Origin of the sequence: Streptomyces sp. NPDC051563 (assembly GCF_044454225.1) — a bacterium.
Lineage (GTDB): Bacteria > Actinomycetota > Actinomycetes > Streptomycetales > Streptomycetaceae > Streptomyces.
In genome coordinates this window covers 54,863-67,101 of sequence record NZ_JBITDL010000005.1, presented here as the reverse complement: position 1 = coordinate 67,101, position 12,239 = coordinate 54,863, and the positions used below count along the sequence as shown (strand labels likewise).

The 12,239-nt window shown below is 72.4% G+C and carries 14 protein-coding genes, 1 tRNA gene and 1 pseudogene; 6 read left to right on the top strand and 10 right to left on the bottom strand.

Annotation, left to right across the window (positions count from 1 at the left end; translation table 11 throughout):
• Positions 1-135 precede the first annotated feature (135 nt).
• The 3 genes from ACIA8F_RS08025 (at position 136) to ACIA8F_RS08015 (ending at position 2,449) form a co-directional block, all read left to right on the top strand.
• Entirely contained in the window at positions 136-810 is a 675-nt protein-coding gene (locus tag ACIA8F_RS08025; RefSeq protein ID WP_399377408.1) for a pyridoxal 5'-phosphate synthase, read from the top strand.
• Positions 811-899: 89 nt separating this feature from the next.
• Complete coding sequence (locus ACIA8F_RS08020; protein WP_399377407.1) at positions 900-1,676, top strand: class I SAM-dependent methyltransferase; 777 nt, start codon at positions 900-902, stop codon at positions 1,674-1,676.
• 86 nt (positions 1,677-1,762) lie between these two features.
• Entirely contained in the window at positions 1,763-2,449 is a 687-nt protein-coding gene (locus ACIA8F_RS08015; protein WP_399377669.1) for a M24 family metallopeptidase, read from the top strand.
• Between the two features lie 55 nt (positions 2,450-2,504).
• Here ACIA8F_RS08015 and ACIA8F_RS08010 read toward each other — a convergent pair whose 3' ends face one another.
• Complete coding sequence (locus ACIA8F_RS08010) at positions 2,505-3,635, bottom strand: NADH:flavin oxidoreductase (RefSeq protein ID WP_399377406.1); 1,131 nt, start codon at positions 3,633-3,635, stop codon at positions 2,505-2,507.
• A 95-nt stretch (positions 3,636-3,730) separates the two neighbouring features.
• On the opposite strand from ACIA8F_RS08010, the gene ACIA8F_RS08005 reads away from it, so the two are divergent.
• Entirely contained in the window at positions 3,731-4,225 is a 495-nt protein-coding gene (locus ACIA8F_RS08005; protein ID WP_399377668.1) for a MarR family winged helix-turn-helix transcriptional regulator, read from the top strand.
• A 7-nt stretch (positions 4,226-4,232) separates the two neighbouring features.
• On the opposite strand, the gene ACIA8F_RS08000 is transcribed toward ACIA8F_RS08005, so the two are convergent.
• The 3 genes from ACIA8F_RS08000 to ACIA8F_RS07990 form a co-directional block, all read right to left on the bottom strand.
• Positions 4,233-4,811 (bottom strand): molybdopterin-dependent oxidoreductase, encoded by a 579-nt coding sequence (locus ACIA8F_RS08000; protein ID WP_399377405.1) that lies wholly within the window; start codon positions 4,809-4,811, stop codon positions 4,233-4,235.
• A gap of 143 nt (positions 4,812-4,954) precedes the next feature.
• On the bottom strand, positions 4,955-5,371 hold the full coding sequence (locus ACIA8F_RS07995; RefSeq protein ID WP_399377404.1) for a molybdopterin-binding protein: 417 nt from the start codon (positions 5,369-5,371) through the stop codon (positions 4,955-4,957).
• A gap of 390 nt (positions 5,372-5,761) precedes the next feature.
• A tRNA-Pro gene (locus ACIA8F_RS07990) sits at positions 5,762-5,835 on the bottom strand.
• 166 nt (positions 5,836-6,001) lie between these two features.
• On the opposite strand from ACIA8F_RS07990, the gene ACIA8F_RS07985 reads away from it, so the two are divergent.
• Entirely contained in the window at positions 6,002-6,706 is a 705-nt protein-coding gene (locus ACIA8F_RS07985) for a transketolase (RefSeq protein ID WP_399377403.1), read from the top strand.
• 9 nt (positions 6,707-6,715) lie between these two features.
• Positions 6,716-7,614, top strand: a pseudogene (locus ACIA8F_RS07980) (transketolase family protein).
• Here ACIA8F_RS07980 and ACIA8F_RS07975 read toward each other — a convergent pair.
• From ACIA8F_RS07975 to ACIA8F_RS07950, 6 genes are all read right to left on the bottom strand, one after another.
• Positions 7,601-8,005, bottom strand: a complete 405-nt coding sequence (locus ACIA8F_RS07975; RefSeq protein ID WP_399377402.1) for an MmcQ/YjbR family DNA-binding protein — start codon at positions 8,003-8,005, stop codon at positions 7,601-7,603. The pseudogene ACIA8F_RS07980 and the gene ACIA8F_RS07975 sit on opposite strands and share 14 nt — an antisense overlap.
• Before the next feature lie 85 nt (positions 8,006-8,090).
• Positions 8,091-8,642: a GAF domain-containing protein gene (locus ACIA8F_RS07970; protein WP_399377401.1), complete on the bottom strand. Its 552-nt coding sequence runs from the start codon at positions 8,640-8,642 to the stop codon at positions 8,091-8,093.
• A 132-nt stretch (positions 8,643-8,774) separates the two neighbouring features.
• A complete protein-coding gene (locus ACIA8F_RS07965) occupies positions 8,775-9,359 on the bottom strand; it encodes a GTP-binding protein (protein ID WP_399377400.1) in 585 nt (194 codons plus the stop codon).
• Positions 9,337-9,756 carry a DUF742 domain-containing protein gene (locus tag ACIA8F_RS07960; RefSeq protein WP_399377399.1) on the bottom strand — a complete coding sequence of 140 codons (420 nt, stop codon included), beginning with the start codon at positions 9,754-9,756 and terminating at the stop codon, positions 9,337-9,339. The genes ACIA8F_RS07965 and ACIA8F_RS07960 overlap by 23 nt, the downstream gene beginning before the upstream one ends.
• Positions 9,753-10,184, bottom strand: a complete 432-nt coding sequence (locus tag ACIA8F_RS07955; RefSeq protein ID WP_274550476.1) for a roadblock/LC7 domain-containing protein — start codon at positions 10,182-10,184, stop codon at positions 9,753-9,755. Before ACIA8F_RS07955 ends, ACIA8F_RS07960 begins: the two co-directional genes overlap by 4 nt.
• 38 nt (positions 10,185-10,222) lie before the next feature.
• Entirely contained in the window at positions 10,223-11,857 is a 1,635-nt protein-coding gene (locus ACIA8F_RS07950) for a sensor histidine kinase (protein WP_399377398.1), read from the bottom strand.
• Positions 11,858-12,239 lie beyond the last annotated feature (382 nt).

The window sequence follows — 12,239 nt, the reverse complement described above, 5'->3', positions numbered from 1 at the left end:
ATCACCCAAAACCGCACCTAGGAGCCCACTGGTCGAATCGACAAGCATTTGCTAGCTGATTTACTAACACGCCCTCGCGGATGCAAGATGTCACCGAGAGGTTGCCGGGGTGCGAATGAGCTGAGGGAGCCGGGGATGACAGCGGGCTCGGAGCAGGTGGGTGGCGCGCGCCAGTGGCTGCGCGGCCTTGAGGTCTTCGCCGGAACGCTGCCGGAGTTCGATCCGGAGCGGGCACCGGAGGATCCGGTGCGGCTCTTCCTCTCCTGGCTGGTGGAGGCGGTGGCGGACGGGGTGCGCGATCCCCACGCGATGACGCTGTCGACGGTGGACTCCGCCGGCGACCCGGACGCGCGCGTGCTGATCCTCAAGGGCGTGGGACCCGCGGGGTGGCAGTTCTCCGGGCACGCCTTCAGCCCCAAGGGCGGGCAGCTCGTCTGCCACCCGAGGGCGGCGCTGACCTTCTACTGGCCGGAACACGGCCGCCAGGTCAGGATCCGCGGGCCCGTGACGCCCGGCTCCGCCGAGGACAACGCGGCCGACTTCCTCGCCCGCTCCCCCGCGGCCAGGGCCGAGTCCCTGCTGGGCCGCCAGAGCCAGTACCTGATGGACCCCACAGAACGCGCGCACGCCCTGGAGAAGACCCTGGCCCTGATCGAGCGCGAGCCCTCGCTCGTGGACTCGGCCTGGACCCTCTACACCCTGGCACCGGCCGAAGTGGAGTTCTGGCAGGCCGCGAAGAGCCGTCTCCACACCCGGCTGCGCTACGAACGTGCCGCCGCCGGCTGGGAACGGTTCCGCCTCTGGTCGTAGCGGCACCGCACCCGCCCCCTCCCGCCGGCACCCCCGGCGGGAGGCGGGCGCATCCCCCTGTTCCTGCTCACAAGGCGAGGTAAGGACCCATGACCACACGGACCCACGACGGCAGCGCCGGCGACGTCGACTACGGCGCCATCGGAGCCGGATACGCCTCCTACCGCCAACCCGACACGCGCATCGCCCGGTTCATCGCCGAGGCCCTCGACGGTGCGCGGGACGTGCTCAACGTCGGCGCCGGCGCCGGGTCCTACGAGAGTGCCGCCCGTTCGGTGACCGCCGTCGAACCGTCGGAGGCGATGCGCGCCCAGCGACCCGCCCGGCTCGCGCGCGCCGTCGACGCCGTCGCGGAGCACCTGCCCTTCGCCGACGGCGAGTTCGATGCGGCGATGACCCTGTTCAGCGTGCACCAGTGGAGCGACGTCACGGCCGGCCTGCGCGAGATGCGGCGCGTCACCCGAGGCCCGGTGGTCGTCCTGACCTGCGACCCGAAGCTCGTACGCGACTTCTGGCTGTACGAGTACGCCCCCGAGGTCCTCGACACGGAAGCCCGCCGCTTCCCGCCCATCGAGGACATGGCCGCGGCGCTCGGCGGTACGGGCACCATCCAGACGGTCCCGATCCCGCTGGACTGCACCGACGGCTTCAACGAGGCCTACTACGGCCGCCCCGAGATGCTCCTCGATCCCGCCGTCCGCCAGGCCTGCTCGGCATGGAGCTTCATCGACGACGGCGTCCGCGAACGCTTCGACGAACGGCTCCGACGGGATCTCGAGTCCGGGGCGTGGGACGAGCGCTTCGGTGGCCTGCGCGCGCAGCCCACGTACGAGGGCTCGCTCGTCATCGTGCGCGCGAATCCGTGACGCCGAACGACAACGAGAACCAGAACAGGGACGTGAACGGGAACGTGAACCTGAACGCGAACGGCACCACGGGAGCACCCGACCGCATGGACGAGCAGCTGCGCGCCCTGGGCCTCGTCGAGGCCCAGCGCAAGGCCGAGCGCCTCTTCGCCGAGGTCGGGGCCCGGGGGCTGGTCGCCCCCGGAGCCGGTGAGCGGGAGGTCAGCGACCGGATCCGGGACCTCGCGAACGAGCTGTTCGGGACGACCAAGCACTGGCACAAGCGGATCGTCCGCTCAGGCCCGCACACGCTGTTCCCGTACCGGGAGAACCCGCCGGACCGGATCATCGGCGAGGACGACATCGCCTTCGCCGACTTCGGGCCGGTCTTCGAGGAGTACGAGGCGGACTTCGGCCGCACCTTCGTCTTCGGCGGCGACCCGGCCAAGCACCGGCTCCGCGCGGACCTCGCCACCGTGTTCGCGGCCGGACGGAGCGCCTTCCGCGCGGACCCGAGGATCACCGGGCGGCAGCTGTACGCCGCGGTGGAGCAGCATTCGCTCAAGGCGGGCTGGAGCCTGGGCGGTTGGCACGCCGGACACCTCGTCGGCGAGTTCCCCCACGAGAGCATCGACGGGGCGAAGACCGCGTCGTACATCACCCCGGACAACGACCACCCGCTCCGGCGCACCGACCGGGCGGGGTGGCGCTGTCACTGGATCCTGGAGGTCCATCTCATCGACGAGGCGCGGGGGTTCGGCGGTTTCCACGAACAGCTGCTGGACCTGGCCTGACGACTACGGACGCGATCGCCCGCTGCCGAACACCGAACACCGATCGTCAACCGGGCTACCGGCTGAGCGACTTGAGCGCAGCCGCGTCGTACGGCTTCAGCTCGTCGAAGCGGTTGCCGAGGACCTTCGCCGCCCACTGCGGGTCCTGGAGCAGCGCCCGGCCGACGGCGACCATGTCGAACTCCTCGCGCTCCATGCGGTCCAGGAGGTTGTCGATGTCTCCGAGCGCCGCGCCCTCGCCGGCGAAGGCGCGGAGGAAGTCGCCGTCGAGGCCGACCGAGCCGACGGTGATGGTGGGCCGTCCGGTGAGCTTCTTGGTCCAGCCCGCCAGGTTCAGGTCCGAGCCCTCGAACTCCGGGGTCCAGTAGCGCCGGGTGGAGGCGTGGAAGACGTCGACACCGGCCGCCGCGAGCGGCGTCAGGATGGCCTCCAGTTCCTCCGGGGTCTGCGCGAGGCGCCCGTCGTAGGCCTCCTGCTTCCACTGGGAGTAGCGGAAGATCACCGGGAAGTCGGCCGCGACGCGTTCGCGGACCGCGGCCACGATCTCGGTGGCGAACTTCGTGCGGGCCACCGCGTCGCCACCGTAGGCATCGGTGCGGCGGTTGGTCCGCTCCCACAGGAACTGGTCGATCAAGTAGCCGTGGGCTCCGTGCAGTTCGACACCGTCGAAGCCGATCCGCTCGGCCTCCGCCGCCGCGTCGGCGAACGCGCCGATGACGTCGTCGAGATCGGCGCGGGTCATCGCCTTGCCGGTCCCCTCGGTGCCGTCGACGCGGATGCCGGAGGGGCCCACGGCGGGGGCCTCGGCGTACGGCGCCTCGCCCTGAGTGCGCACCATGCCTATGTGCCACAGCTGGGGCACGATCGTGCCGCCCGCCTCGTGCACGGCCGCGGCGACCTTCGCCCACCCGGCCAGCTGGTGCTCGCCGTGGAACCGCGGCACCCGGTCGCTCTGTCCGGCGGAGTCGTGACCGACGTAGGTGCCCTCCGTGACGATCAGGCCCACACCTGCGGCGGCCCGGCTGGCGTAGTACGCCTGCACGTCCTCGCCGGGTACGCCGTCCGGGGAGAACATCCGGGTCATCGGCGCCATCGCGATGCGGTTGGGGACGGTCAGGCCGTTCAGCTTGACGGGCCGGGACAGGATCTCGGCGGCACGGGAGGCGGTGGACGTGGTGTCGGTCATGCGGGTCCTCCGGGTTGAGCTGCGGCTCGTCGGGTGACGACGAGAAGTGCATAGTACACAGGCTATGTATCATGCATATTGCAGCGTCGGCGACAATGGGGCGCCGGGAGGGGCCGGAAGGATCGGGAGGCGCGGTGCTGGAGAAACTGGAGCGGGAGCTGATGCTCCTCGCGCGACACCAGGTGCTGGCCCGGCGCGAGCGCGACCCGGAGCGCCTGGAACGCTCCGCCTATCTGCTGCTCAGCCGCATCGACACCCAAGGCCCCATGTCCATCGGGCAGTTGTCGGAGGCCTTCGGACTCGACACCTCGACCGTGAACCGCCAGACGGCCGCGCTCCTGCGCTGCGGACTGGCCGAGCGCGTCCCGGACCCCGAAGGCGGCATGGCCCGCAAGCTGCGCATCACGCAGGAGGGCGGGCGCCGGCTCACCGAGGACCGTGAGATCAACCAGTCCTGCCTGGCCCGCGTGGTCGCCGACTGGTCCCCCGAGGAGGTGGGGCAGCTGGAAGACGCCCTGCTCCGCCTCAACCGCAGCGCCGAGGCCCTCGAAGGACGGCACTGGCCGCGCACGGAGTGCCCGGGCGCCTAGACACCCCCTAGGCCTCCTGGTAGGAGTGGCGCTGCTCCTTCCACGGGTCGCCGATGGTGTGGAAACCGCGCTCCTCCCAGAAGCCGCGGCGGTCCTGCGTCATGTACTCGATGGCGCGCAGCCACTTGGGGCCCTTGTAGCCGTACAGGTGCGGGACGACGAGGCGCAGCGGGAACCCGTGCTCGACGGTGAGCGGCTCCCCGTTGTGGTGGGTGGCCAGCAGGGTGCGGTCGGATGCGAAGTCGGCGAGGCGGAGGTTGGCGCTGTAGCCGTACTCCGCCCAGGCCATCACGTGCGTCACCTGCGGGGCGGGCGGGGCCAGCTCCAGCAGGGCGGCGGCCGGTACGCCGAAGAACTCGTGACCGGTGGAGCTCGGGCCGGAGGCGCAGTGCATGTCCGTCTCGATCGTGATGCCGGACAGGGCGGACACCTCGTCGAAGGTCCAGCTGTACTTCTCCCCGGTGGCGGTGGCGCCGAACACCTGGAGGTTCCACCGTTCCGGGCGGAACTTGGGGACCGGGCCGTAGTGCGAGACGGGCCAGCCCTTCGCCAGTTTCTGGCCGGGCGGAAGTTGTCCCGTACCCACGATGTGGCCCCCCTCTGCCGTCGACCGGCGCGATGACGGCCCGTGCCGCCTCCCGATCGAAGTCTGCCAGCTCCGGCCGCTCACGCACCGAGGGCCCCGCACCGGCCGGTGCGGGGCCCTCGCAGGTGATGCGGGGGGGGCGATCAGACGGAGAGGGAGATCTCGGTCGACTTGATCAGCGCGACGACGGAGGTGCCGGCCGCGAGGCCGAGGGCCTCGACGGCGTCCTTGGTGATCGCGGCGGTGAGCTCGCCGCCCTCGACGGAGACCTTGACGGAGCCCATGGCGCCGCCGGTGGCGACGTCGGTGACGGTGCCCGCGATCTGGTTGCGGATGGAGATGCCCTCGACCGGACCGGTCGCGAGGGAGACCTCGGTGGACTTCACGAGCGCCTTGACGGCGGTGCCCTCGGCGAAGCCGAGGTCCTTGACGGCGTCGGTGGTGATCGCGGCGGTGATGTCCTGACCGCCGGCCAGACGGACCTTCACCGTGGACATGGCCTCGCCGGCCGTCACGGAGGTGATGGTGCCGGGAATCTGGTTGCGGATGCTCAGGCTCATGAAAATAACGCCTCACTCTGAATCGGTGGGGAAAACGACCTGACGGCCGCCACGTCGATCACGTTAGCCGCGTGAATCCCACGCTGCTCGACGCCCCTCTCATCCGCCAGGCGAACGGCCCCCGCCGCCTGGTATTTTCACCCGGGGAGAACGTCCCGACAATTCGGGACGTTCGGCCCCACCCGTTCGGGGGCATTCTCCTCGCCCCTTCTCATCTGCATTTGATATCCGGAGCCAAGAACGAATTGCAGATGCCCGCCTTTCCGGCCTTCCATGCTGCATATGCAGCACCACACCGAGCCCCCGCCGGGGCCCTGGCACGACCCCGAACGCACGAAAGGCCGCCTTCTCATTTCTGAGAAGACGACCTCCGACCTGCATGAAGCAAAGTCGGGACGACAGGATTTGAACCTGCGACCCCTTGACCCCCAGTCAAGTGCGCTACCAAGCTGCGCCACGTCCCGATACGCGTTGACCTGGGCTTTCCCCTGGTTGAACGCGCAGGAGAACGATACCGCACTTCGGGAGGTGCTCGCGCGCACCTTTCGCGCGAGGGTGGCGCGAGGGCAGCGCGAAGGCCCGCCCGGTGGTGGTTGACCTCAAGTGGCCTTGAGGTTGCACGATCGATCCATGACACGGACAGCAGCCGGGGAAGCCGGGTTCCGCCACGCAGACCTGGGCGAGCTCATGGCCCTGATGACCGGGGCCGAGAAGCACGGTCCCGCCGCCACCTCCACGCTCGACGCGCTGTGGGTGCTCTACGACCGGGTGCTACGGGTCGGCCCCGGCAGCGCCGCGGATCCGGGGCGGGACCGGTTCCTGCTGTCGAAGGGGCACGGGCCCATGGCGTACTACGCCGTCCTCGCCGCCAAGGGCTTCTTCCCCGTCGACTGGCTCAGCGGGTTCGGCGCGTACGACTCGCCCCTCGGGCACCACCCGGACCGCACCTTGATCCCCGGAGTGGAGATCGGCAGCGGCTCGCTCGGGCACGGGCTGCCGCTCGCCGTCGGGAGCGCCCTCGGACTGCGGGCCCAGGGGCTCACCGACCCGGCGGTGTGGGCGCTCATCGGGGACGCCGAGCTGGACGAGGGCAGTAACCACGAGGCGATCGCGTACGCCGGCTCGGCCGGTCTGGAGCGGTTGCACACGATCGTGATCGACAACGACTCCGCGACCCACGGATGGCGGGGCGGCATCGCCTCCCGGTTCGAGGCCGCCGGCTGGTCGGCGGTCACCGTGGACGGCCGGGACCACGCGGCCCTGCACACGGCGTACACCGCACCTCATCCGGGCCGCCCGCACGCCGTGGTCGCCCGGGTCGAGAAGAAGCACTGAGGGGGAGACATGGACACCATGCGCGAACGGTTCGTTTCCATCACATCGCGTGCGCTCGACGAGGATCCCCGGCTGGCCGTCGTGCTGGCCGAGATCACCATGGACGGCTTCCGGCCCGCCCAGGACCGCCATCCGGCCGGGTGATCAACGTGGGCATCCGCGAGCAGCTGCTGATCGGCGTGGGCGGCGGTCTGGCCCTCACGGGGCTGCGCCCGGTGGTGCACACCTTCGCCAGCTTCCTCGTGGAGCGGCCCTTCGAGCAGGTCAAGCTCGACTTCGGGCACCAGGGCACGGGCGGGGTGCTCGTCAGTGTCAGTGCCGGCTACGACTGGCCGGCCGGCGGGTTCACCCACATGGCGCCGGGGGACGTCGCCCTGCTGGACACCCTGGACGGCTGGACCGTGCACGTCCCGGGCCACCCGGACGAGGCCGAGGCGCTGCTGCGTCACGCCTACGCCGCCGGGGACGACAAGGTCTACGTCCGGCTCTCCGCCCAGTCGAACGGCGCGGCCCGCCCGGTGCCGGGCCTGGGCTTCCAGACCGCACGGGAGGGCCGCGCGGGCGTGGTCGTCGCCGTCGGGCCCCTGCTCGACAACGTCCTCGCCGCGACCGAGGGCATGGACGTGAGCGTGTTGTACGCGCCGACCGTGCGGCCCTTCGACGACGCGGCTCTGCGCGCCGCCGTCGGGCACGGCCCGGCCGACGTGGTGCTGGTCGAGCCCTACCTCGCCGGCACCTCCACGGCCGCCGCGAGCCAGGCGCTCGAAGCGGTCCCGCACCGGGTGCTCGGCCTCGGCGTCGGCCGGGCCGAGCTGCGCCGCTACGGCACGATCGACGAGCACACGGCGGCCCACGGACTCGACCCGGCCGCGCTGCGCGCCCGGATCGCGGCCTTCACTCCGCGGTGACGGGCCCCTGGGCCCCGCGGCGGTCCAATTCCGGATGGGCCGCCACCAGGCGTCTGGGAGCCGCCTGGAGCCAGGAATCGGTCAGGATCGAGCGCAGCTCCGCCGCGTCCTCCACCGCCGCCAGCCGGACCCGGAGCCACGCGTAGTTGTCGTCGTGCCCCGGTCGTACGAAGAACTTCTCCGGCTCCGCCGCGATCAGTTCCTCGCGGTCCTCCCGGGGGCACTTCACCCCGATCGAGGTGTCGTCGTCGGCGAGGGCCGCGAAGACCTTCCCGTTCTTCCCGGTCGCTCCGCCGCCCACCCTGAAGGTGGGCATGCCCCAGGCGAGCTTCTCGCTGCTGTCCGGGAGCGAGAGCGCGATCCTCCGGACGTCCTCCGCCGTCGTGGCCATCCCCCGGCTCCTTCCGGTCCCTGCGGGCGGCTCCGGTCCGTTCCGGCGCCGTCCTCGTTCCGACCGTAGACCCGGGCACTGACATTCACCCCCGGGCCGCGCGGTCCTCCCGGTCGTGCACCAGCTCCACCAGCTCCGCCGCCAGCGCCTTCACCCTCGCGAGCCCGGCCAGTCCCCACCGCCTCGGCACCACGTCCACCGCGCACACCGTCCCCAGGACGATCCCGCGCCGGTCGGTCAGCGGCGCGCCGGCGTAGGACCGCACCCCGCTCTCGTCCACGACGGCATTGCCCGCGAAGCGCGCGAAGTCCCGTACGTCTTCCAGCACCAGCGCGCGCCGCCGGACCACCACGTGGGGGCAGTACCCGTGGTCCCGGGGCAGGGCCCGGGCCGGATAGCCGCTCGCCGGTGCGTCGGCCGCGTGGTGCAGGCCGGCGAAGAACTGCCGTTCCTCGCTGATGAAGTTGACGCCCGCGTACGGAGCCGCGAGCTCGTCCGCGACCCGCCGCGCGAAGGTGTCCAGCTCACCGTCCGCCCGTTCTCCCAGACCCAGTTCACGCAGTCGCAGCACGCGAGCGGGTGCCTCCCGGTCCACCGGTGTGAGCAGCAGGTGTCCGGTCGATTCGTAGTAGGTCATGGTGTCTCCCCCACATCACGTCACTCCGCGCGCCGCGCGGACCTCATGGACTGCATGAACTGCATGAACTGGCTGAACTGGCTTATCTGCATGGGCTGATGGGCTGCGTGCACGTCATCGGTTTCACGGACTTCACCGGCTCCGCGGCCGGAGCAAGTGGTGGACCAACGCTGCCAGTACCCCCGTTCCGGAGCTGGGCAGGCGTGCGTCGCAGCGCACGACGGGCACCTCCGGGCCGAGCCCGATGGCGTCCCGTACCTCGTCGGGGGCGTAGCGGTGCCCGCCGGCGAACTCGTTGACGGCGACGACGAAGCCGATCCCCCGCCGCTCGAAGAAGTCCACGGCGGGGAAGCAGTCGGCGAGGCGTCGGGTGTCGGCGAGCACCACCGCCCCCAGGGCGCCCGCGCACAACTCCTCCCACAGGAACCAGAAGCGCTGCTGGCCGGGGGTGCCGAAGAGGTAGAGCACGTGCCGCTCGTCCAGGGTGATCCGGCCGAAGTCCAGCGCCACGGTCGTGGTCGTCTTCGCCTCGACCCCGTCGAGCGGGTCGGCGGCCTCGCTCAGCCCGCTCAGCAGCTCCTCCGTGCTCAGCGGCTCGATCTCGCTCACCGCGCCCACGAAGGTGGTCTTGCCCGCCCCGAACCCGCCCGCGACCAGGACCTTCAAGGTCGCGGAGGATCCGCGGGCGGCCGCCTCAGAGCCGTTTGCGCAGGCCATCGAGCACCGCCCGGAGCAGGGACTGTTCGTCGTCGGCGAAGGAGCCGCCGGTGGGGAAGCACGGCGCCCGAACCGTGACGGCCCCGTGTTCCATCAGATCGCCGAGGACGACCTTGACCACGACGGCCGGCAGCCGCAGGTGTCCCGCCACCTCGGCGACGGTGACCGCCGCCGCCCCGGCGCAGAGCCGCAGCGCGAGGGCGTGCTCGGCGCCGAGCGGCGCCCGGGGGCGCACCCCGGTCGCCGTCACCAGCGACAGCAGGTCGAGCGCGACGGACGGCCGGGTCCGGCCGCCGCTCGCGGTGTACGGGCGGATGACCCGGCCCGCCGAATCGTCCAGCCACGGCGCATCGCGCGTTCCCCCCGGTGCTGTTGCCCCCCTCGCGCGGGCCCTCATCGCTCCACGTCGGCGGCGGGCCGCCTCGGCGGGGCCGCCAGGTACGGGCGGACGCTCTTGACCAGCATGGCCATCTCGTAGCCGAGCACGCCCGCGTCGGCCTCCCGGTCGGCCAGTACGGCCAGGCAGGTGCCGGAGCCGGCCGCCGAGACGAAGACCAGGGCGCTGTCGAGCTCGACCACCACCTGCCGGACCTCGGCGCCCTCCGCGAACCGGGATCCGGCGCTGCGGCCCAGCGCGTACAGCCCGGAGGCGAGGGCCGCCAGGTGGTCGGCGCTGTCGGCGTCGAGCCCGTGCACGCAGGTGACGAGCCCGTCGGCGGTCAGCAGGACCGCGCTGCGCGTGTAGGGCACGCGCTGGACCAGGCCGCTGAGCAGCCAGTCGAGGTCCGAGAGCCGACTGGTCGTGGTCGCCACTTCGCCGCCCATGGGGGTGCGCTCCTTCGCTGTCGGGTGAGAGGCCGGGGTCACGTCTGGTGCTCCGACTGGGCGAGGCCGAAGCCCCGTTGGAAGGCGGCCATCAGGCCTGGGTCGTGTACGGGCCGCTCCGCGCCCTCGGCGCCGACCGGGCGGGGCACGGGCGCCTCACGCAGTTGGGGCGCGAGGTGTTCCTGGGCCCGCCGGCGGGGCAGCGGCGGGCGGTCTCCGCCGTCCCTGGCGGCCGGCACGGCGGAGAGCGGCGGCGCGACCGGCACCGCCGACGCGGTCACGGTCTGCGCCGGTGGCGGTGCCGGTGCCGGTGCCGGTGCCGCCACCGTGGCCGCCGTGACCACCGGCGGGGCCGCGGAGTGCTCCGGCCCGGGCAGGGGCATCCGTACCGGCTCCAGCCGTGGCGCGCCGGTCCCCTCGCCGGTCCCCCAGGCGGTCGCCCGGGAGCCGCCCAGGGCGTCGGCCGCGCTCGGCGCCTCGGCCCCCAGCAGCTCCTGGGGCAGGACCAGTACGGCGAGCACGCCGCCGTAGATGTTCGACTTGAGTTCGACGGCGATCCCGTGCCTGCGGGCCAGCGCCGAGACGACGAACAGGCCGATCCGGCCGTCCGCCAGCAGGTGGCGGACGCTGATCTGGTCGGGGTCGCCGAGCAGGGCGTTCATCCGGTGCGCTTCCTCGAGCGGCATGCCGAGGCCCCGGTCCTCCACCTCGACCGCGATCCCGGCCGTGACCCGCTCCGCGCGCACCACGACATCGGTGTCGGGGGCGGAGAACACGGTTGCGTTCTCGACTAGTTCGGCCAGCAGGTGCACGACGTCGGCGACGGCGTGGCCGCGTACGGAACCGCCCGCGGGGGGCACCACCTTGACGCGGGTGTACTGCTCGACCTCCGCGACGGAGGAGCGCAGTACCTCGCTCAGGTCGACGGGCCGGGTCCACTGGCGGCGCGAGGCGGCTCCGCCGAGCACCGCGAGGTTCTCCGCGTGGCGCCGGATCCGGGTGGCGAGGTGGTCGACGTGGAAGAGCTCCTTGAGCAGGTCCGGATCCTCGACCGTGTCCTCCAGGTCGTCCAGCAGCGAGATCTCGCGGTGCACGAGGGACTGGAGGCGGCGTGCGAGGTTGACGAAGACCTCGACCTTGCGGTCGCTGTCGGAGGGCGCGACGGGGCCGCCCAGGCGGACCAGAGTGGCGTGGGCCTGTTCGCGGGCGCCGCGCAGTTCCTGGGCGAGCAGCCAGAACTCGTCGACTCCCGCCGTCTCCGAGCCGAAGGACGGCGCGGCCGGTCCGCCGCGCGCCGGGCGGGCGGGCAGCTCTCCGCGCTCCAGCCGTTCGGCGGTGGTGTGCAGCTCCTGGCGGCCGCGGACGCTGGAGCGGCGCAGCGCCTCGCAGCGGTCGCGCACGGTCTTGGCCGCGCGCTGGGCCCCGAGCAGGGCGGCCGCGAGCGCGCCCGCGAAGAGCAGGGCGCAGCCGCTGAGCGCCGGCCACAGCCGGGGGTCGCGGTCGCCCGCGCCGCCGCCGAGCTGGAGCGCGAAGAGCACCGCGGCGGCCCCGCTGAGCCCGGCGGCGAGCGTGGGCAGCAGGGCGGCGCGGATCAGCTGGGGCCGTATCTGCCGAGCGGGACCGGTGACGGCATGTCTCGACGGGGAGTGGCGGGCGGCGCGGAGTCCGGACATCGGCGTCCTCGGTAGGTGGGGCCCGGCCCCGGCTTCCCGGGATACCGGTGTTGATCACCGGATACCCACGCTAGACCGCACGCTCGGCCCCAGGACGGCCAGTTGGGGAACTTCGCCCGGGTGCTTCCCGCTCCCGATGGAGCGCTCGTACGACAGCCCGAATGCGCCGGGAGCGCGCACGCCCCGGCTCCTCACGGGCACGCGCCGCCTCCCCGGAGCCCCCGCCAGCCTCCCGGAGACCCCTTCCGTCTCCCGAGCCCCACGCCGTCTTCCGGGGCCCCCGTCCGCACCTCGGCCCGGGCGGGGGCCGGAAACGACGCAGAGCGGATCCCCCTGTACCCGGGGGATCCGCTCTGCGTCGTTTGGGTGTCGTTCCGGGCCG